Consider the following 25522-nt stretch of genomic DNA (forward strand, 5'->3'; position numbering starts at 1 on the left):
TATAGATATCAATGGAATTTAAAAAAGATGACTCCTGTTGGATACAGAAATCATCTTCTTGATGTTGCCTAACTTTTTTCAAAATGTCCTTTACAAAGGGTACAGATTATTGCATGGCATTCTTTTTATTTTGGATCAAAGGAGTGTGTGTTTAATTCTGAAAATTGTTATTTTTTCAATCATTCCATATAATGAAGAGTATAGGGGACTTACAAAGGGGAGTTATGAATAGAATATACTTTAGTTGGTTAATTATTTCTCGTTTTAACCAAAATAATTATGAATTGATTTGGAGTTGAATACATTGGCACAAAATCATTTTAAATGGAGTAATAAACAATTACGAGAACATGTTGAAGTACTAGATGGCACGAGAAGTCCACACATTTTATTAAAGAATGCGACATATTTAAATTCATATATGCGTGAGTGGATGCAAGCAAATATTTGGGTTTATGATGACCGCATTGTATACGTAGGAGAAAAACTGCCAGAGCAATTTACTCATTGTGAAGTTATTGATTGCGAAGGGAAGTATGTAGTTCCTAGTTACATAGAACCGCATGCACATCCATATCAATTATATAATCCAGAGACTTTAGCAAATCATGCAATGCAATTTGGGACAACAACTTTTATTAATGATAATTTAACTTTATTTTTCACATTACAACGTGAAGAAGCATTTCGTTTATTAGATGAATTTAAAAAGATTCCGGCAAGCATGTATTGGTGGTGCCGTTTCGATGGACAAACTGAGTTGCAAAATGGCCAATCATTGTTTAATAGTGAAGAAATAATGGAATGGCTTAACCATGAAGATGTTCTTCAAGGAGGGGAGTTAACAGCATGGCCAAAACTATTACATGGCGATGATGAAATGTTAAATTGGGTACAGGAAACAAAGCGGTTACAGAAGAAAGTAGAAGGTCATTTTCCAGGTGCGTCTGAAACAACGTTAGCGAAGTTAAAGTTATTAGGTACGGATTGTGATCATGAGGCGATGACAGGGCAGGAAGCATTAACACGCCTTATGCAAGGTTACACCGTTTCTCTTAGAAATTCTTCTATCCGTCCAGATTTAGAAAGTTTAGTAAAAGAATTGCTAGAACTAGGTGTTAAACAATTTGATAGATTCATTTTCACAACAGATGGTTCACATCCGTCATTTTATGAAAACGGAATGACAAATAGATTGATAGAAATAGCGATTAAGCAAGGGATACCGGTTATAGATGCCTATAATATGGCGAGTTATAACATTGCTCGTTATTATAATATGGAGCATTTACATGGTGCGATTGCCACAGGTAGAATCGCTAATATTAATATTTTGGAAAGTAAAGAAAACCCGGTGCTGATTAGTGTAATTGCAAAGGGGAAATGGATGAAGCGTGACGGAATAAATAAAAATAAATCAGTAAGTATAGAGTGGGATAAATTCCAAGTAGCACCTTTACAATTAGACTGGTGTTTGCAGAAAGAAGATATGATTTTCAATGATGCAAAGGGTATAAAATTATTAAACGACGTCATAACAAAGCCATATGTTAGTGAAATCGAATTAAACTGTGATGAACTTTCACTTGACCATGATGAGTGTTTCCTTATGATGATTGCTCGTGATGGTACTTGGCGATTGAATACAGTTGTGAAAGGTTTTGCGAAAGAATTAGGTGGTCTTGCTAGCTCTTATTCCGGTACAGGTGACATCATTCTTATTGGAAAAAGGAAAGAAGATATGCTTACAGCTTTTCATAGAGTAAAAGAGCTAGGTGGCGGTATGGTAATAGCGGAAAGAAATGAAGTGTTACACGAAATTGCATTACCGTTGCTCGGGATTATGTCCGATTTAAAAATGAGCGAATTAATACATAAAGAGAAAAAAATGGTGGAATTACTACAAGAGCGAGGATACACCTATAACGATCCAGCATTTACGATTTTATTCTTTTCTGCCACGCACTTGCCTTTTATACGGGTAACACCTATAGGATTATATGATGTGAAAAGTAGTAAGGTACTTGCTTCACCGATGAAACTGATAAACGAATATTAAAAGGGAAAGTCCTATAAATAGCCTTTTTATAGGACTTTTCTCATTCCTAGCATAAGAATATCCTTAGCCTCAAATAATATAGTATCTAAATTATTTGAGGTGATACTTAAATATGAAAAAACTATTGTATATTTTAAGCGTATTTGTTTTATGTGTATCTATTCAACACGTTGTACATTCCCAATCAGATGCACCAAGGTTATCTTCGGATTATCTCGAAGAAAGAAAAGTTCGAGATGAAAAGTATGTGAAGAATATAATGAAGGACATTAAATCCACGTTTAATTTAAAACTTGATGAAAATAGCTTTTGGGAAGTTGATAAAAGAGATCTAGAAGCTGCACACTTCATGTATGGCGGTCGAGTTGATGATACTTATTATAATTCGTTAACTAAAGCTTTTGAAAGTGGTGGATATAGAGGAGAGCCTAGGTTGTTTGTAAAGCCGCTTGAAGCATTTTTACTTTATAAAGAAATAGACGATACAAATGTAATAAAACATCTTGAACTTGAAAAAGGGGAATGGATTGTTAGCGAAGCGAAAAAGAAGCCAGGGAAAATAGTGGAATACAAACCGTTACAATGTGAAAAGGATTATCTGAAAAAGAGGAATGAGTACCATAATATAAAATGATGTAATAATAATCTTGAAGGGAAGAGTTGTTATTAATAAATGATAAAAGATAAGAAACCATATTGTTTTTGTAAATATGGCTTCTTATCTTTATTTTGAACAGAATTTCAAATTTAAATTAATCGAATTTTCTGAATTATATTTATCGATTCTTATATAAGTAGCTTATTAGTAGATTGAGATAAAATATAGATATCATACAAGAAAGAGGAGGAAGAATTTGATTACAAATACAAATGAGGAAATTAATAGTTTATTAAAGGTATGGTATGAACATATTATAAGATGTAACACAAACGAAGCGTCACAAATAAAAACAGAAATAAATAAAAGAATTAATGAGAATGAACTAAATTTGGATCAAAAATTTTATTTGGAATTATTTAATTTTAGATATCAAGTGCTTACAGAGGGGCTTTCAATTAATAAGCGCTCATTTGATCATATCGATTCAATGAATTTACCTGCATCTAATTCTATTCAATTTTATTATCACTTCTTTAAGGGAATACATAGAACGATATTAAGTGACTATAATGATGCGAAAATACATTTTGAACAAGCTGAAGAATTCATAACGAGTGATTTAAATGAATTAGAGAAAGCTGAGTTTATGTATAGACAAGCGACTCACTTGTATCAAACTTATCAACCTCTACTTGCGATTGAGAAAGTAACTGAGGCTAAAGATATATTTTTAAAACATAAAGAATATAATGTACTTGTTGCGTTGTGTAAAAACGTTTACGGGTTATCGTGTATAGATTTAAGGCAATATAATTTAGCAGAAGAAAGTTTTGATGCTGCTATTGATATTTTACGAAGAGAATCTCAAGAAGAATTATTACTACGTGTTCGAAGCAATATAGGTTGGTTATATGAAAATCAAAATCTATTACCATCTGCAATTCGTCATTTGTCAGAAGTAAACAGTAAAATAGCAAATCATGTACGTGCACTTTTTTCAGAGGCTGAAGCATACTTTAAGTTGGGAGAAACTTTGCGTGCAGAAGAGCTTATTAATCGTGGAATAAATGTAAGTAAGGAAATTGATAATAAAGAATATCTTCATAGATTTTTAATTCTTGAACAAATGAATAAATTATCAAATACAATTGAACTAGAGAAGGTCGTAATAGAAGGTATTAAATATTTTGAACAGAATAATCTAGTAGATGCTGTTTATGAATATACTGAAAAACTTGCAGTGAAATTTCATGAGGAAAATAATTATCGAAAAGCTAGTGAATATTTTTATCAAAGTACAGTGTCACAAAAAAAATCAATGGAAAAAGGGGCATTAAAATGATAAAAAAAGTCAAAATGTTTTTAATCGGCATTGTATTTATTGGAACAGTCGCTTTTGGTGGGTCCCAATTTATTCAATATGCAAATCGAGGAGATACACCTGCACCGGTAATTCCGACATACACAATATCTTCACATGATAGCTTGAAGTTATCATAGAAATCACAAATAAGTTCGCCATAAAAAAACGTCATTTTAAACATTAAAAATGACGTTTTTTATATTCTTAAAGCTATTGCATCGCACTCTCAATCCTCTTCACCAAATCAGCTGACACTTTATGAAAATACCCCATAACTATTTTTCTAATATCACTGGATATAACTTTCAAATCACTAGCTAAATTTTCAGCAAGGTGTTCTTTCTCTATTTGTGTTAACTTTTCATAAAATTCACCAGCCTGCCCAAAGTCGTCTTGCTTAGTTATAGAAGTTCTTTCAAGTTTTCCTTCAACGTATCTTCCGTCACCGCTTGTAATTTGATTAGCAGGTGTCCAATCTTGCTGTTGGTTAATTGCTAATTTACGAAATTCTGGTCCAATTCTTCGTCTTTGAGAATCGCTATAAATATTAGTACGGCCCTGTAGCATTTTATCATCAGACAATTCTGCTCCATCCAGTAAATTAGAAGGAGAGAAGGACACTTTTTCTACTTGCTCCATATAATTTTCAGGATTTTTATTTAATACCATTTTACCAACTGGTATTAGAGGATAAGCCTTTTCATCCCATACTTTTGTATCATCTAAAGGATCATAAGAAAGATGTACTTCATCTTTCGGATCCATGAGCTGGACATATAATCCATATTCCACTGGTTTACCAGCCTCAATTGCATCGTATAAATCTTTCCCACTATAATCAGGGTTTTCCGCAGCTAGTTTAGTTGCTTCCTCACTAGTAATGTATTGTACACCTTCAAATGGATACCAATGATACTTTATATACTTTCGATTACCTTCAGCATTTCTCCAAACGTACGTATTTACACTATGCCCTGGGATGTAGCGAAAACTTTTTGCCGTACCAGCATCAGAGTATAAATGGACAACAAAATGAATGGATTCGGGTGCTCTAGCGACAAAACTCCAAAATCTATCAGGGTCTATTAAGTTATTTTTAGGTGAAGGCAAGAGTGCTTTAATAGTTTCAGGGAAACGCATCGGATCACGAACAGAAAAGACAGGAATGTGATTACATAAAAGATCGAAAACGCCATCATTTGTATAAAATTTCGTAGCAAAACCACGTACATTTCTAGAAGTATCAGGTGTTCCTTTCGTACTAACAGCAAATGAAAATCGTACCATAACAGGAACCTTCTCATTAGAATTTTGTAAAAAACTTAGTTTAGTATGTTCTGACATCGGATATATCGTTTGAAAATAACCGAATGCACCGTAACCCTTTACATGAACAGGTCTTTCTAAAATTTTTTCATGAATAAATTCTTGTAACGCCTCGTGCAGTACACTATCTTGCTTTAAAACAGGTCCACGTGAACCAACTGTTTGAGAGTGAAGTTTAGCTGGTTCATTACGTTCTCGATTTTGATTAAAGTCTTCTCCTAATAAAGATTGCCTCTGTTTATCATATTTTTCATTCATCGATTTAGCCTCCAAATTTTTTTCGTCGATTGTTACTAAATATGATTCTATAGCCTTGATTATGTATTACATACAAAGTTCAAATTGGTAACATACCGCTAGATGAAAAAAACGCACATGTAGTGGACCTGTTGAAATAGAAGAAATTATGGAAAAATGAATATCGGGAAGAGAAATAACACGTTTTATTTAAGAGGTGGAAGAAAACCACTATTAAAATTTCAATCTTAAAAATTAATTTGTAAATGAATTTATAGATAATGAACATGAAAAACGGAAAAATAGCCAGGAGGAATTTATTATGTCGGATTGGTCTCAATTAGATAAAGAATATATGATGCCTACGTATTGTCGTACGAAGGTTGCGATAGAAAGAGGAGAAGGTTGTAAACTGTATGATGTGGATGGAAAAGAGTATTTAGATTTATTTTCTGGTGTAGGAGTAAATGTATTAGGATACAATCATCCTAAAATTGTGCAAACGACAATGGAGCAAGTTACGAAGTCATTGCATCTTCCTTTTCATTTTTTAAATCCAGTAGCGATTGAGTATGCAAAGAAATTAGTTGATTACTCTTTAAAAAATGGAAAAGTATTTTTTGCAAATTCTGGTACGGAAGCGACAGAAACAACTTTAAAATTAATTGATAAATATAGATCTATTACGAATGAAGAACGTGACGGAGTCGTTGTGCTGAAAAATAGTTTCCACGGGCGTACGTTAGGAGCACTTCATTTTACAAGGCAGGAAAATGTATATCAAAATTTCCCTAAAACATCAATTCCTGTCTATGAAGTAGAGCGTGAAAATTTAGAGCAATTAGAAGGAACAATAATAAATGAAAAGCCTATTGCAATTATGCTAGAACCTGTTTTAGGAAGTGGGGGGATCTATCCTTTATCAAGTGAATATTTACATGGTGTTCAATATCTATGTGATAAATATAATGTAATTCTAATTGTTGATGAAGTACAAAGTGGTATGGGCAGAACTGGGAAACTATTTGCTTATCAAAATTTCAATATTACACCGGATATTATTCAAATTGGTAAAGGAGCAGGAGGCGGGATACCGCTAGGAGGAATCATTGTAGGTGAAAAGTTATGTAATGTATTTTCACCAGGAGATCACGGAACAACGTTTGCTCATTCATCAATGGGAACGGCTTTAGGTTTAACGGTATTAAAAACATTAATTGATGATGGTTTAATGCAAGAAGCTTATGAAACGTCATTATATTTAAATGGCAAACTACAAGAAATTCAGAAAGAAAATTCATATTATATTAAGGAAGTACGTCATGCTGGGATGATGTTCGGTATTAGCGTGAACGATACAAATGAAAATGTGAAGAAATTACAGGTAGAGCTAATGAATAAAGGAATGTTAGTTGATGTAACACAAGGAAATATCATTCGTTTACTTCCGCCATATATTATTACGAAAGAAGAGATTGATACATTCGTTAATGAGTTAATTTCTTGTATTCATAGCTTGGCAGCTACAGCTAGTGTTTAAAAATAAATATTTTATTTCTACTACGATGAAATTATTTGTGATGATTTGAAGCTGAAAAGTGACTTGTTTTAAATTCAAACAAAAGGAGAATAGGAGAGGAAAATGCTCTCTCATGCTCTGAAAAAAATAATAAATAAAAAGCTGAAAAAGGCACTAATATAGTGTCTTTTTCAGCTTTTTAAATACTTATTTCCTTAACCTAGAAAGCATCTCATTGGACAAATATTTAATTATGTGAAACAATAATAACAGATAAGGAGACGTTGCTTTTCCTTAAGTGCTTCGTATTGAATTTATTCTAGTAAGAGAAGGTGTGCTTAAAGAAGTTAAATTAAATAAGGGGCTGTTTTACTATATGCAACAAAATAATGATTTGAATTTTGAACCTCAAGACGTTAATATTGTCAATCCTAAACAAGCTAGGAAAGCAGTTGTTGCTACTGGCATTGGGAATGCAATGGAGTGGTTCGACTTTGGATTATACGCGTATTTAGCGGTAATTTTAAGTCAATTATTCTTCTCAGGTGTGGATAATAGTGGTTTGCAACTTGTACTAACATTTGGTACATTTGCGGCGGCCTTTCTCGTTCGACCAATTGGAGGTATTTTCTTTGGTAGAATAGGAGATAAGTATGGCCGAAAGATTGTTTTAAGTACAACTATTATTTTAATGGCACTATCTACATTATTCATCGCATTACTACCAACCTATGAACAAATTGGTGTATGGGCACCAATACTACTTTTAATTGCGCGAATGATTCAAGGCTTCTCTACAGGCGGCGAATATTCAGGAGCAATGGTTTATATCGCAGAATCTTCTCCAGATAAAAAGCGTGGTATACTCGGTAGTGGTCTTGAAATTGGGACACTCTCAGGTTACATTGCTGCCTCGGTAATTGTTACCATTTTGACGTTATTATTAACAGATGAGCAAATGCTCAGCTGGGGATGGCGTATTCCTTTCTTAATTGCTGCACCAATTGGTTTGGTCGGTTTATATTTACGACGTCATTTAGATGAATCTCCAATCTTTCAAGAGATGGAAAAAGCACAAGAGGAATCTGAAGACAACGAACAATTTTCATTTATGGATATATTAAAATATCACAAAAAAGACTTCTTATTAAGCACAGTAATTGTTGCCTTCTTTAACATTACAAACTATATGATCCTTTCGTATATTCCTTCTTATCTAACACAAGTACTAAAAGTCAAAGAAACAACTGGCTTATTAATTATTTCAATTACGATGGCACTTATGATTCCACTGGCACTTTATTTCGGTAAATTAAGTGATAAAGTAGGTAATAAACGCGTAGTACAAATTGGTTTACTTGGTTTAGCATTATGTTCAATTCCAGCATTTTTATTAATTGGTAACGGACATATTGTAGCCATGTTTGCGGGTATTTTCGTCTTAGGTTTCTTCCTTAGTGTTTATGAAGGAACATTGCCTTCGTTATTACCAGCACTCTTTTTCACCGATGTACGTTATCGTGCACTTTCTATCTCCTTTAATATTTCTGTATCTATATTCGGTGGTACAACGCCGCTTGTATGTTCATACTTAGTTCATGCTACTGGTAACCCGCTCGCACCAGCATTTTATTTAACAGGTGTAAGTGTAATTGGATTAGTTGTATTTAGTGTACTGTTTGTTACAACATCAGGACGTGCATTAAAAGGATCTTATCCTACCGTAGAATCGAAGAAAGAAGCACATCTAATCGCTAAAGAAGACCCTGAAGAAACACTTTGGTGGCATGAAGAATCTTTAGAAATTGAAGCAGGGAAAAAAGCATAAATTTTGAAAAGCAACGTGGACTTTTACAAAAAGACTCCTAGTTTAATAGGAGTCTTTTTGTATACATCATTATCTCTTCTTCTTCTTCAAACTCTTCTGATAAGCATAAAGCTTATGAACCTCTTCCTTAAATTCATGCAAAAGTACAGTGTTTTCACTATTTGAATAACGTACTGCATTATAAGCATCTATAATAATATGACTCTGAATATTTACCTCTTCTTCATGATTTACTCTTTCTAGCCAAGCCTCAACAGTTTCTCCTCGTTCTCGGTTTAAAGGAGGGGATAGCTTACTCTCAAGTTTGAAAATTTCTTTTCGAATTTCGTTATTTGGTGGTTTATTTCGTTTGAACCGTTTTTGGCTAATTCCTTCTTTATCAGTAATGATTGTAGATTCAAAGACAGGCATATTTGGTAAACTTAAATGTTTTCGTTTTTTTACTATTTTCCAAACGACGTAAATAGCGATGGCTGTACAGACCAATATTGTAATGCTATTTATGAGTATTGGATCAAAATCAGGAAGTTTTTTCCCGTCTTCAATCCGTGGTTTTAAGAGATGTCCTTTATTTGCCCAAACTCCTTCTGTATCTTTCATTTCAGCTGCTATTAGTAATGGATTTATAGCATAGCCGATCCCTAATGCGATTACTTCCGTGATAAAAGCAAAAATAAGCCGTATGAAAGGAAACACTTGAATAAGTAATATACTAATTACACCAATCGTAATGATAGAAGTGAAACGTAATAGTTGTTGTTTGCGATTTGCCCCAGTTAGCCAAAATGTAATCATAATATGCAAAGCTAATAGTAACAATTTCCATAATGGAGGAAATGGTGCATAAAATATAGCTGAAACGACAAACCATACAATGCCGCCTAACGATTTTTGAACTGGATATCCAGGTCCGACCGCGTGTACGATAAAGAAGAAAAGAGGTAACATAATTGTGCCAAAAAGAGAAAACGGTAGGATTAAAGAACAACCGACTATTTGAGCAACTAACAGTATTACAAATCCTGTTGTTTTTTTCTTCATGAATTTATTAATAAGAAGTACTCCTACATAACCGGTCGCTAAAAATATAGCAATACCAACTATTTCATTTCTTTCCGTTAATAACGAAAGGAGGAGCAGCAGAATAAAGTCATTAACGTGATAGAGCCAAGTTTTCAACTGATTCCACCATCCCTTCATTATTAATGAGAAATGTAGGTTGCGTTAGAAGAGGAAGCTCATTCTTCTGCAAACCAATGTATATCATTGTAGACGAGCGTTCCCTTTTTCTCGTTACATAGTGAAGAAATCCTTGTTTCGGAAGTAGCGTACTATCATCTGAAATACGTGTCAATTCCTCTAAAGCCTTCCCGTAATGTGTTTGTCCTTCGTTTAAAGGTAAAAGCAAAGGGCCACCTTCTGCTAAAACACTAATAAATAACTCAAACGGAATTTGATGCTTCGTTGCGTATTGGCAAATGTATGTGGTAAAAGAAATAAGGTCTTCTACATTCTCTTTCCAACCAAACCCACGATCAGCAGCTAAAGAAAGACAAATCGTCCAACTATAATTTTTTACAGGTTCATATTGCTTTGCTTGTAATTCCTGCATTTTAGCAGATGCTTTCCAATGGATAGAGCGGAAAGACTCACGTTCATATCTTTTTACACCGATAATAGATGTTTCATCATTGTAAAAAGAGAAATTCGTTCGATAAGAACCGTTTAATAGTTGCTGAAGTTCTTGCAAACCGGCTACGTTTTTAGGAGTAGGGTATACAATAATTTCAGTCTTTAACTTATCGAAAACAGGTAAATGTACAGTTAATAAATGAAAAGGGTCTTTTAAAACACATTCGAACTGTTCAATTTGGAATACACCACGCTTCGTTGCGGTTAATGTTAAATCCCATTTTTGCGCTGAATGAGCAGGTTGTGAAAATGGGAAAGAAAATAACGTTTTTGATATTTGTTCAATCCCTTGATCTTTATGCGGTATAAGGGACGAATTTAAATGAAAATAACAAACACCATTAACGAGTGGTATATTTGCCCCATTTTTTAAATGAATAAAAAACTGTCCGGATTCATCAGGGAAAAGCCGAGTTGTTTGTTTTTCATTTATAACTTGAAATCTTTTCTCTATGTAGGCGACATATTTATAAATGAAAATCGCAAATAAATAGTAGAAGAAAAAGAGAAACATAAGAAATCGTTGTGGGAAAAAGAACGTAAATAGTAAAGCGACCGGTACAGTTAGTTGGATAATGTGGATTTGAAAAAATAAAGGTACAGTTACAACGCGCTGTCCATTCATGCTTGCTCAATCTCCACGGGTACGTCAACTTCTTTTAAAATCCTTTGCATTAATTCATTTTTTGTTGTACGTAAAGCTCCTTCCATTGACAAGACGATACGATGATTCCAAATGGAAGGAACTAAAAATTGAATATCTTCAGGTGTGCAATATTCCTTGCCGCGTAAAAAGGCTAGTGCTTGAACTGCACGTACTAAAGCTAATGTGGCACGCGGGCTTACACCGTTAGCAATGTAATCATGATTTCTTGTAGCGTGAGCAAGTTTAATAATGTAGTGTTCTAGCGCCTCTGATACGAATACTTCTTTCACTTGTTTCTGTGCTTCTAAAATGTCTTCTAAAGAAATAACAGATGTGACGCTTTCTAGTGGTGCATTGTTACGAAAACGGCGCATCATTTGTAGCTCATCTTCAGGAGCCGGATAACCAATGGAAATCGTCATTAAAAAACGGTCAAGCTGTGCATCTGGAAGAGGGAAAGTTCCTTGTGATTCAATCGGGTTTTGCGTCGCAATAACAAAGAACGGTTTCGGAAGAGGAGTAGACTGCTTTTCAAGAGTTACTTGTCGTTCTTCCATCGCTTCTAATAAACTAGACTGTGTTCTAGGCATCGCACGGTTAATTTCATCTGCAAGTAGTATATTTGTCATAACTGGTCCAAGTCTTAACTCGAATTCACTCGTTTTTGGATTGAAATATTCAATACCTGTCACATCGCTCGGAAGTACATCGGGTGTAAATTGAACACGAGAAAAACTACCACCAATACTTTTTGAAATTGTTTTCGCAAGTAACGTTTTTCCAGTACCAGGTACGTCTTCAAGCAGTACATGGCCTTCAGCAAGCAATGAAACGAGTAGTAGATCAATAACATTTTCCTTACCAACAAACACAGACCCTATATTTTCTTTTAATTTCTGAATCATATGTAACATTCCTTTCATAATAAAAGAGCTGATATTTCTATATTTTAACAAATTATTCAGAAAATTGGTATGATTTTTCAATTCAAAGAGATGGATATTTAATTTTAATATTACACTTGCATATTTTGGAATATAATTATAAAATATCGATATACGATGTATCGTGAGTCGATATATCATAAGGCGATGTATCGGAGGTAGTTATAATGAATGGGAAAGCGCAAAAATACATTCCATTAACTGAGGCGACATATTACATATTGTTGTCACTTGTAAAGCCAATGCATGGTTATGGAATTATGCAAATGGTAGAAGAGATGACAAATGGGGAAGTAAAGCTCGGTCCTGGTACTTTATACGGAAATACGACGAAGTTATTGAAAGAAAAGTTAATTGTTGAAGTAGCCTCTACAGACAGAAAGAAGTGCTACGAGTTAACACTGTTTGGGAGAGAAGTGTTAGAGCTAGAGTATAACAGACTGCAGAGATCTGTAAGGAATGGAAACAGTATATTAGGGGAGTGAATGGAAGATGGAGACAAAGAAGATATTCAAACCTTTCGCGGTATGGAGCTTAGAAAAAGAAGAAGCTTTTTTACGGAATATGCACCAACAAGGCTGGGCATTACAAAAATATAATATAATGTATACGTTTAAGAAAACTAAGCCGAAAGATGTAGTATATAAAGCGGATTTCAGATTGGATTATAAAGATTCAAAAGAAAAACAAAAAGAATATATTGATATATATGAAATGTGTGGGTGGAAACATGTAACGAGTTTTGCAAAATGGAATTATTTTTGTAAAGAAGTAGAAGAGGAAAATGAATTGCCTGATATTTATTCAGAAAAGGAAACGAAGGTACAAAAAATGAAGGAATTACTACAATTTTTTGCATTTTTTTCAATAACTATATTACCCTCAATGTATAACGTATTTTTAAGTTCAACAGAATCAAGAGTGCCAATTTGGGCGAAAGTTATGCTGGGGTTTGTTGGTTGTATGTATATGTATCTCTTTATAAGGCTTTCTTGGAAAATTAAGAAATTGAAAAGCGAAATATTATAATAAAGAGCGGATTTTTAAAGAAGATGATTCTGGTGGGACTAGGGATCATCTTCTTTTATTTATTCTTACATTCATTTTGTTCACTCTTTTTTACACAATAAGAACAATATATTTAAGGTGTAGAACTATGAGAGAAGTACAAATAATAATACCTAACAAATTCATAAATGACGATGAAGCTGCTAAGTAGCAATAAAGTAGTTTTAAAAATACCAGCCATGATGTTCAATAATCGGACCTGATTGTTGAGTACCATTTTTAATTTTAAACTGATGTTAATAACATCATGGAAGTTATTAAGGTTTTCACTTAAAGAAATTACAAGGTGAGTAGCATTTGTTGTTAAACCAATTTATATTTTCTTGCGAATGTAAATGGAAAAAAAACCATATAAAATTATGAAGGGAGGAGAGTCATAAAATGCAGAGAATGAACAATTATTTTCGTGCTCGTGCGAGTATGGTATACATGATGACTAATAATGAAGTAATGAATCACATTGTTGCTTTTCATATGGATACGAATGGAATGCTCACTTTTGTGGGTTCTTACCGAACTTACGGAAGAGGTACTGGTATAAAGGAAGTTTCTACAGAAACGGCAAACGATGGTATAGATCCTCTAGCATCACAAGGTTCTCTCACTTTGTCTCGTGATGGTCGTTTCCTATTTGCAGTTAACGCAGGCAGTCATAGTATCAGCAGTTTTATCATAGCAGATAACGGGGTGCCGGTTTTCGTGGATGTAAAGCCATCAGGAGGTGCTCAGCCCAATAGCATTGGTGTGCATGATAATCTTCTTTATGTCTCCAATGTAGGTAATGCTGCAAACAATTTTGCATCAAATATTACTGGATTCCACATAGATGATAAGGGAAACCTTACACCTATTCCAGGATCCACTCATGCTCTCAGTACCTTTAATGCTCAGCCCGCACAAGTTCTCTTCACCCCGGATGGTAGTAAAATCGTTGTCTCCGAGCTTACATCAAACCATCTCAGTGTCTTCCATGTAAATAAAGATGGTACGGTTACAGGACCAATTGTTAATGATTCTTACGGTAAAGGCCCATTAGGTGCTTACTTTCTATCGTCCGGAATTCTCTTAGTTACAGAAGCAGTTTCAAATGCGTTGTCATCTTATTCATTGAGCAATGACGGTACTCTTCATGTAATCAGTGGCTCTGTACAAAATGGATATAAAACTGCTTGTTGGGTTATAACAACGAAGGATGAACGTTTTGCCTACACTACGAACACTTTAAGTGGCACCATATCCACCTACCAAATCGCCCCGAATGGAGCACTGTCGGTAGTAAGGCATATTACTAGTACACCGCCGGGTACAGCACCAGGTCTTCCGATGGATGTTGGAGTGAGTAAAGATGGAAGGTATTTTTACACACTTAATGGAAATCAGGGGACAGTGTCAGCATTTAATATTCAAAGTGATGGTAGTCTAGTAAGGTTGCAGGTTGTTGCTTCATCCAATGTGCCTTATTTTGGGTCGCAAGGTTTAGCTGTTCTTTGATTCTATTGGGCCGCTATTTTTATGTAGAACAGAAATATATATGACGGTGTACGAATAGTAGACATGTAGATGAATTAGGAACCTTTGATTAAACAGCAATTGTGCATCTTGCTTACGTAAAACAGAAAAAACCCCCTATAGAAAATTGGTAGAGGGTAATAAAGATGTTTAAGAGAAAGACTGATTTTGAGCCGGTTTAATAAATTGTTCTGGATTTTCAACAAGCCCGCATACGGCACATTGGACGCGGTATGTAGGTCCTTGATAAGCCATATGAAAAGCGTTCATCGTTTCATTCGTGTATTCTTCTTCTACTTGACCAGTTTGCGGATTTAATTTTACTGGTTTTACTTGTTGCTCAAGAATATTAAAGCGAGTGCGGTTCGTTTTACAGCTTGGACATAGCATTGGTTCCATATGTATACACCTCCATTTGTAGCATTTCTTAAACGGTATGATTTTATGCAAGTAAAAAAACTTTCTCAATATAAATAGGTGTTTAATGTGTTTAAAATTCAGAAAAAATAAAATATAATAAATGTAAGAACTGGTTATGTCCAAACCAAATCTCCTGTTTTATGCCAATAAGCTGGGAGGCCGAGAAATCGGCCTCATTTTTTTGTGCTCATTTTTAGGCGGAACAAGGTTTTTTGAGACTTTTGTCGAAATTTTAGGGATAGATACAAAGGGGGATGTAAAATGAATTTAAAAATGAAGTACATTATTTTATATGTAGAAAAGTTTGAAGAATGCTTAAGATTTTATAAAGATATTTTACAGTTACCTATAAAAGCAGAGCATGGTACATATATTGAGTTTAATACTGGATCTACAATTTTAGCGATGAATACGCGACAAGACGTGAAAGAATTAACAGGACTACCGCTTACAGAAGGTGAGTTACAGTCTTCTCATTTCGAATTAGGATTTGTTGTTGATAATGTACAAGAAACGATTGAGCAATTCAGAGGACAAGGTATTAAAGTTTTAGTTGAGCCAATCGTAAAACCGTGGGGACAAACAATAGCTTACATTGCCGATCCAGACGGTAATTATATTGAAATTTGTAGTTCATTAGAATAAAAGGAGAAAAAGAGGATGGAGTTTCCAAAATTAGAAACAGAACGATTACTATTAAGAGAACTTACACTATTAGATGCAGAAACAATGTTCCATTATTTTTCAAAAGAATCCGTTATTCGTTATTTCGGAATGGATTCTTTTGAAAATATTGAGCAAGCGAAAACGACAATTCAAACATTTAGAAAGCGCAATGAAGAAGGAAGTGTATTTCGCTGGGGAATAGAGAAGAAAGGTACGGATCAATTAATTGGTACGTGTGGATTTCATTTAATTAACAATCATCATAAACGAGCTGAAATTGGTTATGAGCTAGATGATACATATTGGGGACAAGGATACGCAACAGAAGCACTGCAGGAAATGCTAGCTTACGGGTTTGAAACGTTGCACTTAATAAGAATTGCAGCTGTCGTATATATAGAAAATGAAGCTTCTCGTAATTTATTAAAAAAAGCAGGGTTTCAAGAAGAAGGATTACTTCGAAAATATATGATTCAAAATGATGTTGCTCATGACACGGTCGTTTATTCATTATTAAAAGAAGATTGGCAAAAGTAATGAGCACAAGTGAAATAATGAAAGTGATTAAAGAACATAAAGATGAGCGATTTATTTTAGGTATAGATGGCCTAAGTCGTTCGGGTAAAACAACATTAGTTAAAGAGTTGGAAGAAGATATGAAGGAAAGTGGAATCCCGTTTCATATTTTTCATATTGATGATCACATTACCGAGCGTAATAAGCGATATCATACTGGATTTGCAGAGTGGTATGAGTACTACAACCTTCAATGGGATATCGATTGGTTGCAGCGAAACCTTTTTCAAAAGTTACAAACCGAAATTAAATTAGAATTACCTTTCTATCATGATGAAACAAACTCATGTGAACTGAAAGAAATACAGATTCCTTTAGTAGGTGTAATTGTTGTTGAAGGAGCCTTTCTTCAGCGAATAGAATGGAGAGAGTTCTTTCATTATATGGTGTATTTGGATTGTTCAAGACAAACAAGGTTTTTACGTGAAAGTGTAGAAACGCAGAGGAACCTTTCAAAGTTTCAAAATAGGTATTGGAAGGCTGAGGATTATTATTTGGAAAAGGAATCGCCGAGGGAGAGGGCGAATTTAATAATACATAATATGTAACAATGTAATAGCGGAGTAGTCTTTGTCGCATTACTCCGAATTTTTTAAAGTGGTTATTGATAGAGAGCTTTTATTCTATGTCTTATCAAAAAACTATAGTGGATTAATTCTTTCAAGGGAAACGTATGTGCAGAATCAGAAATTCATTCAACCTAATAAGAACCTTTTATATCTTCTATTTGCCATATAAATCATGAATTAACAACAGCGTTTTCTTATGTGATTATATGTGTGAATTACTTTGAGGTTCTCAGTGAGAAACAAGATGTGTTTTAGAAGATACCAATCTTAGTTTGGTATCTATACTCACAATATTTTATTAAGGTAATAATGTTCACATATAAATCTAGAGTTTTTTATCAAAAGTTTGTTTATTTATTTTTGAGGATGAAATAGTAATTGGAGAACTAGGATTTGATGCTGGAGATGGTAATCTAGTCGCTTCAAAATGAGATAAAACGGCAAGGAATTGACCAGCTACACTGCTACTAGCAGAGATTCTGACTACATCTCCTGCTTGCAATTGGACGATAGTAGAGGGGTTTACAGCATTTAGAAAACCAGAATTTCCACCCATAAAATTATCGCTACCAGCTATAAAACTATTATTAACGGATATTAATGCTTGAGTTACATAATTTACTGATATATCTGTTGGTTCAAAAGTTACAGCAGCAATAATTAAATATACACCATCTTGTTGTGGTGAGAAAGTTGACGTCCTATCATATTCGTTATTTAAATCAAATTCTATGGTTTCAAATGTAATTATCGAAAGGGCATTTGCGGATATGGACTGATCAGTAGTTTTAATGGCCCTAAATGCCGATTCAAGACCAGTATTTCCAGTTGGTCCACTTTCAGGTAATGGGATTAAACATTGAAAAGGTATATGTGGTTCTTTTTTATATCTACTCAAATATTTCACCTACTTTACAGGGGCAGTTATTAATTTACATGATATAAGATATGAAAAAAATATATAAAAGATTGAGACAAGCGTTTATTAACAGCTTACTTGGAGTAAAGAGACAAGCTTTTTTTTTTATGAAAGAAAACAAAGCTTAAGAATAAAAGGAATCAATTTAAGTTGGTAAATTGATTGTGGGTAGCTGGGATGTTGAAGGGGAAGACATTTAAAACAAAATCCTTATTTAAATAAAAGAAACCCCGTATGTCTGCGGGGCTCCTAAGGGTAATCGTCAAGTAATGACGTACTCGACTAATTAACAATATCATGAATTTTTTGGTAAAAATACTGGTAAATGTGTCCAAATAAATAGGGTCATCATTTGAAAAAAACGTTATTTTAAAAGAAGAGAGTATTAAATTCTTAAAAATAAATATGCCCTAGTATGGTATAAGACTAGGACATAAAAATTAGTTGGTAAATATCTTCGTATTAATACTAACATACTATTTATACGTAATGTTTAGAAGTTTGGATATTTAAATTTTTTTTTCGAGAAACGGTATGGAAATTTCATTTTTTAGAAAAGGGGAAACTAAAAAAGAGCACTTACTCACGGTGCTCTTTAAGATAGGAGGTAACTCTATGAGCGAAACGTCTAGGTTAGAAGTATATGGTGTGAAAAAGAAATAAGAACAAAATTTTATTATTAAATCAATACAAAAGAGCAGATAGCAAAAGCTAACTGCTCCGTTTTGGAGGAAAAATCAATTGTTACAGATTGGCGTATTCACAGTATATACGGGATTCAGATTTTTATTCTTTCAAACCTAAAAGCGCACTTTTCAAAAGGTATTCTTTGGATTAAGACTCTTATTGTAAAAGAATACATGATATCTTATGCAGGTATGCTGATGAAGCGAATTGTTTGAGCCAATACAGCTGAACCTTCCCCTCAGTCTTTTGTATTGGTTCAAACAAGGTGCCAGAAGAAATATACGCATCTTGATATAAATCCTTTAAACGTTTTGTAAAAGATAGGTGAAAATAACATTAAGTAGCCGAAGTGTTTTGGGACTTGCTCTTCGCACAATTGAGTGCAAACTCCATGGAGTATAAAAGAGAAGACAAGAGAAAGAAACCTGATTAGGCAGTGGAAGTCTGAATTAAAGATTCTTGCTCTTTTCCCAGTCACCGATACAGGGCGCGTGTAGACATACTATTGATGTGGTGGTTTGGAGAAGATTGAGCGTATCTAGAATAACAGTGACCTTAAATTGATTTATTTCGAAACCCCCTTTCGATAATATTTCTCCCATCCCATTTTGAGCTGTCACCTTACGGTGATGGCTTTTGCTTATTTAGATAAAAGGATGATGATGTTTTTTTGTCGAATAGATAGATAGTGGGAGGTGGAGAAAATTAAAAAATTTATAATAAGCTTAGAAGCAATCGATGGTAAACAACACGAATTTGAAGTTGAGTATAAAAAGACAGTAACCGTTACTGCTATAGAGAACTCTATACAAGCAAGAGAGGCTAGATTCTTCAGATTTGGAGACCGTATGATTAATTTGGACAATGTATTCTCTTTAGTGGTAAAAGAGAAGAAAGATTAAATGCAATAACATCTATAACAGGTGCTTTTCTTACGATTAGTCAACCTGTATTTATAGATTTTTGATGGATTGGGCAAAAATCTATATCGCACATGTATCTACGTATAACGCATACTAAATACCCCTAATATGGATTCGTTTTTTTACTAGGGGGAGATATGATGAATGAAACTATGATGTTAGGCCTTTAACCGATAATCATAGTGTATATCGTGTGTAATAAGATGAAAGAGAAGCTTTAGTAACTTATTTACACACGCAATGGACGCAACTATATGACATTTGTTATATGGTTGCGTTTTTAATTTATCGTAGTACTCTATAATGTGATTTCGCCCGTAACGTCGTTAGTTAATCATGTTTTGGATAATCAGGAAAAGTAGTTTTCGTAAATGTTTATTTCCACGTTTATTAATTTTATCTTTAAAAAAGTTTTACCTGATTGAAAGCTACGTATAGCAATATCGGCATACGCATTCAATTGCTTGTTATTGATATCAAATGCAATTATGTGTCTCATAAACTTTCTCCTGACGTATAGTTGAAGTCTTCACCTTACACTTATCGATTCCCATTTCTTATACACGATCTCGAGGACCAACATGCTAAAAACTGATTCAAATAAGGTAAGTGAAGAAGATCAGCTTTTTTACGGATTCAGAATCCAAAAGCACCCACGATCTTTTCTTCACTTCTACTATTCTTAGTTTAGTATGTTTTCTTTGTTATATAGAAATTACACATTAAACCAGTGAACATTCTAATAAGACAAACATATGATGAATTCGTGGGACGAGTTATCATATGAGGTGGAACTTGGAGCGCCATACTTATTTGTTGAAGAGTACCTAATGGCGGGTACTCTTTTTATTCATGATCTACATCAGAGATTTCAGGTTTATACTCTAAAAGATCCCCAGGTTGGCATTCTAATGCTTTACAAATAGCATCTAAAGTTGAAATTCTAATTGCTTTTGCTTTTCCATTTTTTAATATAGAAAGGTTAGCCATAGTAATTCCAACTTTCTCTGAAAGTTCAGTTACACTCATTTTTCTTTTCGCTAGCATTACATCAATATTCACGATAATTGCCATGTTATTCACCTCAGACCGTTAAATCATTTTCTGATTTTATATCTATCGCATCTTTTAAAAGTCTTTGGAGAACAGCAGCAAAGACTGCGATAACCATTGAAGAAAAGATCATGAGCATGCCAAGTATAATAATACCAGGTGCATCATCTCTTTCCGCCACAAGATAGAAGAGTGGCATACCTACCACATATAAAATACTGATTGTTACTGCGCAGTTTTTTATCTTTTTTAAAGCTCTAACAGATAATTTCGAGAAGGGGTTACCCTTGTCAATGAAGCTTACAAGTTTAAAAGCTTGATACAGAGCAAAATAAAAAGGTAGCACCGTTGCATACAGATTGATTAAAATAAGATATTTTATATATGCAATATCGGGATACAATTCCGCTGCATAATTCCCTATGTTAGGAACTAAAAATATACACAAAGCAAGAACAGGGATTCCAATCAGAATAATAGCTGTCTTTAAAAAGAGTGTTGATCCTTGTTTCATATAAAGCACCTCATTTATTAATTATCTATTTAATCTAACATGAAATTTATCGTTTAACAATAAATTTTTATTTATTATAATCGTGTTTTTATTGTTAAGCAAATTTGAATTTCAGATAAAAATAAAAAGTACTGCTCTTTATAAAAAAGGGCGACTTCCTGTAATAAAAAAGTATGATGAATATAACAAGGTGGTATATATCATTGTTCCTTTGACGAAATATAGTAAAGATAATCGTTCCTTCTTTCTGTAAATGATGTTATGTTAAAAGTAACGATTAAGTCTTTCTTATAATAAGAGTTTTTAGAAAATCAATATTTTTCGTAATTTGAAGAGGTGTTAATGAAATGAAATCGTACACGCAATTTGAACGAAGAAAACACATACTAGATGAGTTAGAAAAGTACAACCGAGTTATGGTAAATGATTTAGCGAAGGTATTAAATGTTACAACAGAAACGATACGAAGAGATTTAGATATGTTGCACAAGGAAGGGCAACTTACGAAAATACATGGTGGTGCAATTAAGAAAAAAGATCAAACACTAGAATTTCATTTTGATAAACGTCGAGCTGAGAATATTGAAGAAAAACGAAAAATTGCAATGGAAGCAAGTAAACTCGTAGAAGATAATGATATTATCGCAATTGAAATTGGGACAACCACAATGCAAATTTTAGATTACATACACGATAAAAAGAATTTGACGATTTTAACAAACTCGATACCAGCTGTAAATAAAATTATTGAGCTTAAAGAACAATATGATTCCTTTGATTGCAGGTTAATAGTCATTGGAGGAATATTGAATACAAATTCATTAGCATTGTCTGGAGAAATGACGTTAAACTATCTTGACCATTTCACTGTTAATAAGTTATTTGCTTCGTGTGACGGAATTTCTTTAGAAAAAGAACTAACATGTTCGTATATTGAAGATGCACAAATATTTAAGCAGTTAAAGAATAATGCAAAACAAGTTGTAATGATGGCTGATGAATCAAAGTTTAATTTGACAAAGTTTTATAAAAGCGGGAGTTTTAGTGACATAGATGCATTATATACAAATGCTAAGCTTGATGAAGAATGGAAAAATATGTTAAAAAGTAATGGGATTGAAGTGATAATAGTATAGAAATAAAATTTTAAAGTAGACTATTTCTTAGTAGATAAGAAATAGTCTTTTTTGTTTATATGTTGTTTTATTTTGTTAATTTGTTGTTTTTACAATTAGTTAACAAATTAACAACATTGCGTTAATAATATACTCGTACAATATGAATTAGGAGGTGGCAAGAATGCAAATAAAACTATCAAAAGCTGTGTTCTTTTTAATACCAGTTGGAATACCTCTAATATTGTTTTGGATTATTCCGAATTTCATTAGTTTAGGTATTAGTTTTACTGATTGGGATTTTATGACGAATGATTTTAATTTTGTTGGTTTAGAAAACTATTTCAATTTATTTACACAAGATTCTTTTATGCAAGCATTGCTAAATACGTTTTATTTCGGAATTGGAACAGTCATTCCGACGATTGCATTAGGTTTAGGATTCGCATTATTCTTCCGAAATAAATTCAAAGGTTCTGCATTGTACCAATTAATGATTTTTTCACCTTGGGTAACGCCAACAATAGCTGTATCCATTGTGTGGTCACTTTTATATGAACCTCAATTTGGAGTTATTAATAAAGTTCTAAACTTTTTCGGGATACCAGGTTTGGATTGGCTTCAGAGTAGTCAAACAGCGATGTTAGCAGTCATTATTGTGACAGTTTGGAAATTAGTTGGTTGGACGATGATCTTCTATATTGGCGCATTAGAAAAAGTTCCAGATAGTTTATATGAAGCAGCTAGTATTGACGGAGCAAATTCATGGCAGAAATTTAGATATGTAACATTGCCAATGGTTTCATCAACAACTTTCTTTTTAGTTGTTGTCAATACAATTTCTTCAGTGCAGGCTTACGATCAAATAAAAATTTTAACACAAGGTGGACCTAGTGGTTCGACGCGTACGTTACTTTATTTATTCTTCCAACAAGGGTTTGAACAATTTGATATGGGATCTGCAACAGCAATCGCATTTATCATACTAATCATTACAATTTTACTATCTGTTATTAACAAAATAATAGGTGATAAGTGGGTGAACTATTAAGGTGAATAACATGAAAAAAGGTCCATTAATCGTAAAGCATCTCTTTTTAGCATTATCAAGTATACTATTTGTTTTTCCGTTCATATGGATGGTACTTGGCTCGTTTAAAACATCTAGTGAAGTATTACAAGGAGGTTTTTGGCCTAAAGAATTTCACTGGGAAAATTATCTGCAAGTATTAGACATACTACCATTTAACACATATTTATTTAATAGTTTTTATACATCTTTCATCATTACTATATATGTGCTTGTTTCATCTGCACTGTTTGCTTATATGTTGGCATTTTATAAGTTTAAAGGTAAAAATCTTACATTTAGTGTTGTGATGGCAACCTATATGATTCCTGGAGCTGTATCGTATGTTCCTGTATATGTAATGTTAGGGAAGTTTGGTCTACTTGATTCACATTTTGGATACATGATTTCTATGGCTGTTAGCGTATTCGGTATTTTCTATTTAAAACAAACGTTCCACAAAGTTGGTTTTGAAATAGTAGAAGCAGCCAAAATTGATGGAGCGAGTGATTGGCGAATTCTTTGGAAAATCATTTTTCCGATGACACGATCATCATTTGTAACATTAGGATTGGTCACATTTATTGGTAACTATAATAATTACATCTGGCCAGCTCTTATTTTGAAAGATAATACACAAAAGTTAATTACGAATGGAATTGCTGATTATTTCATTAATAGTTCTTTAGGACGAGATTGGTCACACATTATGGTTGCAAGTACAATCGCAACAGTGCCGCTCTTAATCGTATTTTTAATTCTACAAAAATGGTTCCTATCTGGTGTTACTGATTCAGGAATAAAGGGGTAATTAAATAGTAAAGGGGATATGTGGGATGAAAAAAATATTCATGCTTCTAACAGTTTTAACATTGTTTGTTAGTGCACTTGCGGGTTGTTCAGGCGGTAAAGGAAGTACGGTTAAAGCAAGTAAAGAAGGCGAGAAGGTTGTTGTTCCATTCATTAATGGAGTAGGTGGTTCGCTTGCAGATGGTGTAGACAAGATCGTGGAAGAATACAATAAAAGTCAGGACAAATATGTAGTGAAAACGACGAAAGCAGGTAACTACGATGAGTCTTATCAAAAGCTACAAAGTGGATTTGCAGCGAATAACCAAGAAGCAATCGCATTACTAGGTTCAGACGTCATTCAAGAATATGTTAAAAAACAGTTAATCGTACCTTTAGATGAATCTGTTAAAAATGATACGGATTTTAAAAAAGAAGATTATGGAAAAGGTTTTATGGAGCAAGCAACAATTGACGGGAAGTTATATGGAATTCCGTTTTACGGTACAACACAAATCTTTTATTATAATAAAAAAGCATTAGCGGAAAATGGCTTTACAAAAGATGATTTAAAGACGTGGGAAGGTGTAGAAAAGGTAGCAAAAACAGTCGCAAAACGTGGTGAAAACGGAAATGTTTCATATGCAGGCTGGATGCCAATGTGGGGGACGTCAAACTTAATTGATGCAGTCCGTAGTGCTGGTGGCAATGTATTAAGTGAAGATGGTAAAAAAGTATTAATTAACGATGATACTTGGGTTACGGTATGGGAGAAATTCCGTACATGGCTTCATGAAGATAAAATTATGAAAATACATTCAGGTGGTACTGGATGGGAATATTGGGATAAAACAGTAATTGATTTAGTCGAAGGTAGAACATTAGGGTTCACAGGATCATCTGGTGACCAAGCATTTGTTTTTAAATCATTAGGTAAAGGAATGACGGAAGAAGAACGTCTTAACACTTTTGAAGCATTACCTCAACCAGCTTGGGGGAATAATAAACCAGCGCCAAAATTAGAAACATACTTATTCACATTAACGAGAAATATTGACCCAGAAGTAGCAAAAGGTGCATATGACTTTATGAAATTTGCGACAAGTACTGAGAAAACGGCTGAATGGTCCATGGCAACAGGCTATATCCCTGTTCGTAACAATGTAACAGAGTACGGTCCATATGCTGAATTTGTTAAAAAACAACCACAAGCATTAGTTCCGTTAGAACAAGCAAACAATAATGGAGTGGGACCATTTGTAGATCCAACGGGCGGGAAAATTAATGACGCTTTAAATGTAGCTAAAGATAAAGTAGAGATTGAAGGAGTTCCAGCAAAGAAAGCATTAGATGAAGCAGCTAAAGTTGCGCAAGAAGAATTAGATAAAGTGCTGAAAAAGAAGAAATAAACCTGTTTGCAGTACGAACGG

Annotated in this window: 26 protein-coding genes and 1 pseudogene; 18 read left to right on the forward strand and 9 right to left on the reverse strand. The window is 33.7% G+C overall.

What is annotated here, in order from left to right; translation table 11 throughout:
* The 5 genes from MR071_RS25735 to MR071_RS03130 form a co-directional block, all read left to right on the forward strand.
* A partial coding sequence (locus MR071_RS25735; protein ID WP_325782561.1) for an IS3 family transposase occupies positions 1 to 72 on the forward strand: 72 nt, incomplete at its 5' end.
* 232 nt (positions 73 to 304) lie between these two features.
* Positions 305 to 2059 carry an adenine deaminase gene (locus MR071_RS03115; RefSeq protein ID WP_242234834.1) on the forward strand — a complete coding sequence of 585 codons (1755 nt, stop codon included), beginning with the start codon at positions 305 to 307 and terminating at the stop codon, positions 2057 to 2059.
* A 112-nt stretch (positions 2060 to 2171) separates the two neighbouring features.
* Positions 2172 to 2693, forward strand: a complete 522-nt coding sequence (locus MR071_RS03120) for a hypothetical protein (protein ID WP_242234836.1) — start codon at positions 2172 to 2174, stop codon at positions 2691 to 2693.
* 223 nt (positions 2694 to 2916) lie between these two features.
* Positions 2917 to 4002 carry a response regulator aspartate phosphatase gene (locus tag MR071_RS03125; protein WP_242235184.1) on the forward strand — a complete coding sequence of 362 codons (1086 nt, stop codon included), beginning with the start codon at positions 2917 to 2919 and terminating at the stop codon, positions 4000 to 4002.
* Complete coding sequence (locus MR071_RS03130; protein WP_242234838.1) at positions 3999 to 4160, forward strand: hypothetical protein; 162 nt, start codon at positions 3999 to 4001, stop codon at positions 4158 to 4160. The genes MR071_RS03125 and MR071_RS03130 overlap by 4 nt, the downstream gene beginning before the upstream one ends.
* 73 nt (positions 4161 to 4233) lie before the next feature.
* Here MR071_RS03130 and MR071_RS03135 read toward each other — a convergent pair whose 3' ends face one another.
* A complete protein-coding gene (locus MR071_RS03135) occupies positions 4234 to 5607 on the reverse strand; it encodes a catalase (protein ID WP_242234840.1) in 1374 nt (457 codons plus the stop codon).
* A gap of 301 nt (positions 5608 to 5908) precedes the next feature.
* Between MR071_RS03135 and MR071_RS03140 the strand changes: the two genes are divergently transcribed.
* Together MR071_RS03140 and MR071_RS03145 are read left to right on the forward strand one after the other, a co-directional pair.
* Positions 5909 to 7126, forward strand: a complete 1218-nt coding sequence (locus tag MR071_RS03140) for an aspartate aminotransferase family protein (protein ID WP_242234842.1) — start codon at positions 5909 to 5911, stop codon at positions 7124 to 7126.
* Positions 7127 to 7481: 355 nt separating this feature from the next.
* On the forward strand, positions 7482 to 8933 hold the full coding sequence (locus tag MR071_RS03145; protein WP_242234845.1) for an MFS transporter: 1452 nt from the start codon (positions 7482 to 7484) through the stop codon (positions 8931 to 8933).
* Between the two features lie 69 nt (positions 8934 to 9002).
* Here MR071_RS03145 and MR071_RS03150 read toward each other — a convergent pair whose 3' ends face one another.
* Genes MR071_RS03150 through MR071_RS03160 form a run of 3 tightly spaced genes read right to left on the reverse strand, consistent with a single transcriptional unit; the run spans position 9003 to position 12176 of the window.
* Positions 9003 to 10112 (reverse strand): DUF4018 domain-containing protein, encoded by a 1110-nt coding sequence (locus MR071_RS03150; RefSeq protein ID WP_242234847.1) that lies wholly within the window; start codon positions 10110 to 10112, stop codon positions 9003 to 9005.
* Complete coding sequence (locus MR071_RS03155; RefSeq protein ID WP_242234848.1) at positions 10087 to 11250, reverse strand: DUF58 domain-containing protein; 1164 nt, start codon at positions 11248 to 11250, stop codon at positions 10087 to 10089. Before MR071_RS03155 ends, MR071_RS03150 begins: the two co-directional genes overlap by 26 nt.
* A complete protein-coding gene (locus MR071_RS03160) occupies positions 11247 to 12176 on the reverse strand; it encodes an AAA family ATPase (protein WP_242234861.1) in 930 nt (309 codons plus the stop codon). The genes MR071_RS03155 and MR071_RS03160 overlap by 4 nt, the downstream gene beginning before the upstream one ends.
* Before the next feature lie 206 nt (positions 12177 to 12382).
* On the opposite strand from MR071_RS03160, the gene MR071_RS03165 reads away from it, so the two are divergent.
* The 3 genes from MR071_RS03165 to MR071_RS03175 all read left to right on the forward strand — a co-directional run bounded on the left by MR071_RS03165 (position 12383) and on the right by MR071_RS03175 (position 14774).
* The gene (locus tag MR071_RS03165) at positions 12383 to 12700 is read left to right on the forward strand and encodes a PadR family transcriptional regulator (RefSeq protein WP_242234863.1); all 318 of its coding nucleotides are present in this window, start codon (positions 12383 to 12385) and stop codon (positions 12698 to 12700) included.
* Between the two features lie 7 nt (positions 12701 to 12707).
* Positions 12708 to 13244 (forward strand): DUF2812 domain-containing protein, encoded by a 537-nt coding sequence (locus MR071_RS03170; protein WP_242234865.1) that lies wholly within the window; start codon positions 12708 to 12710, stop codon positions 13242 to 13244.
* 420 nt (positions 13245 to 13664) lie between these two features.
* Entirely contained in the window at positions 13665 to 14774 is a 1110-nt protein-coding gene (locus MR071_RS03175) for a lactonase family protein (protein WP_242234867.1), read from the forward strand.
* A 168-nt stretch (positions 14775 to 14942) separates the two neighbouring features.
* On the opposite strand, the gene MR071_RS03180 is transcribed toward MR071_RS03175, so the two are convergent.
* A complete protein-coding gene (locus MR071_RS03180) occupies positions 14943 to 15191 on the reverse strand; it encodes a hypothetical protein (RefSeq protein WP_000433610.1) in 249 nt (82 codons plus the stop codon).
* 282 nt (positions 15192 to 15473) lie between these two features.
* Between MR071_RS03180 and MR071_RS03185 the strand changes: the two genes are divergently transcribed.
* The 3 genes from MR071_RS03185 to MR071_RS03195 are packed head-to-tail and all read left to right on the forward strand — an operon-like array spanning position 15474 to position 17002.
* On the forward strand, positions 15474 to 15857 hold the full coding sequence (locus MR071_RS03185) for a VOC family protein (RefSeq protein ID WP_105585144.1): 384 nt from the start codon (positions 15474 to 15476) through the stop codon (positions 15855 to 15857).
* Positions 15858 to 15872: 15 nt separating this feature from the next.
* The gene (locus tag MR071_RS03190) at positions 15873 to 16415 is read left to right on the forward strand and encodes a GNAT family N-acetyltransferase (protein WP_105585091.1); all 543 of its coding nucleotides are present in this window, start codon (positions 15873 to 15875) and stop codon (positions 16413 to 16415) included.
* The gene (locus MR071_RS03195; RefSeq protein ID WP_242234870.1) at positions 16415 to 17002 is read left to right on the forward strand and encodes a kinase; all 588 of its coding nucleotides are present in this window, start codon (positions 16415 to 16417) and stop codon (positions 17000 to 17002) included. Before MR071_RS03190 ends, MR071_RS03195 begins: the two co-directional genes overlap by 1 nt.
* Positions 17003 to 17348: 346 nt before the next feature.
* Here MR071_RS03195 and MR071_RS03200 read toward each other — a convergent pair whose 3' ends face one another.
* On the reverse strand, positions 17349 to 17921 hold the full coding sequence (locus tag MR071_RS03200) for a hypothetical protein (protein WP_002142288.1): 573 nt from the start codon (positions 17919 to 17921) through the stop codon (positions 17349 to 17351).
* A 1412-nt stretch (positions 17922 to 19333) separates the two neighbouring features.
* Between MR071_RS03200 and MR071_RS03205 the strand changes: the two genes are divergently transcribed.
* A complete protein-coding gene (locus MR071_RS03205) occupies positions 19334 to 19531 on the forward strand; it encodes a hypothetical protein (protein WP_033716458.1) in 198 nt (65 codons plus the stop codon).
* 179 nt (positions 19532 to 19710) lie between these two features.
* Here MR071_RS03205 and MR071_RS03210 read toward each other — a convergent pair.
* The 3 genes and pseudogenes from MR071_RS03210 to MR071_RS03220 all read right to left on the reverse strand — a co-directional run.
* Positions 19711 to 20024, reverse strand: a pseudogene (locus MR071_RS03210) (transposase); the annotation flags it as partial.
* Between the two features lie 374 nt (positions 20025 to 20398).
* A complete protein-coding gene (locus MR071_RS03215) occupies positions 20399 to 20626 on the reverse strand; it encodes a helix-turn-helix domain-containing protein (RefSeq protein ID WP_105585086.1) in 228 nt (75 codons plus the stop codon).
* Positions 20627 to 20636: 10 nt separating this feature from the next.
* Positions 20637 to 21119: a DUF2975 domain-containing protein gene (locus MR071_RS03220; RefSeq protein WP_242234872.1), complete on the reverse strand. Its 483-nt coding sequence runs from the start codon at positions 21117 to 21119 to the stop codon at positions 20637 to 20639.
* Between the two features lie 347 nt (positions 21120 to 21466).
* Between MR071_RS03220 and MR071_RS03225 the strand changes: the two genes are divergently transcribed.
* The 4 genes from MR071_RS03225 (at position 21467) to MR071_RS03240 (ending at position 25501) form a co-directional block, all read left to right on the forward strand.
* The gene (locus MR071_RS03225) at positions 21467 to 22255 is read left to right on the forward strand and encodes a DeoR/GlpR family DNA-binding transcription regulator (RefSeq protein ID WP_242234874.1); all 789 of its coding nucleotides are present in this window, start codon (positions 21467 to 21469) and stop codon (positions 22253 to 22255) included.
* Between the two features lie 163 nt (positions 22256 to 22418).
* A complete protein-coding gene (locus MR071_RS03230) occupies positions 22419 to 23285 on the forward strand; it encodes a carbohydrate ABC transporter permease (protein ID WP_070143670.1) in 867 nt (288 codons plus the stop codon).
* Positions 23286 to 23295: 10 nt separating this feature from the next.
* Complete coding sequence (locus tag MR071_RS03235) at positions 23296 to 24114, forward strand: carbohydrate ABC transporter permease (RefSeq protein WP_242234876.1); 819 nt, start codon at positions 23296 to 23298, stop codon at positions 24112 to 24114.
* A 25-nt stretch (positions 24115 to 24139) separates the two neighbouring features.
* A complete protein-coding gene (locus MR071_RS03240; protein ID WP_105585082.1) occupies positions 24140 to 25501 on the forward strand; it encodes an extracellular solute-binding protein in 1362 nt (453 codons plus the stop codon).
* Positions 25502 to 25522: the final 21 nt, after the last annotated feature.

Origin of the sequence: Bacillus cereus group sp. BfR-BA-01316 (assembly GCF_022664195.1) — a bacterium.
Lineage (GTDB): Bacteria > Bacillota > Bacilli > Bacillales > Bacillaceae_G > Bacillus_A.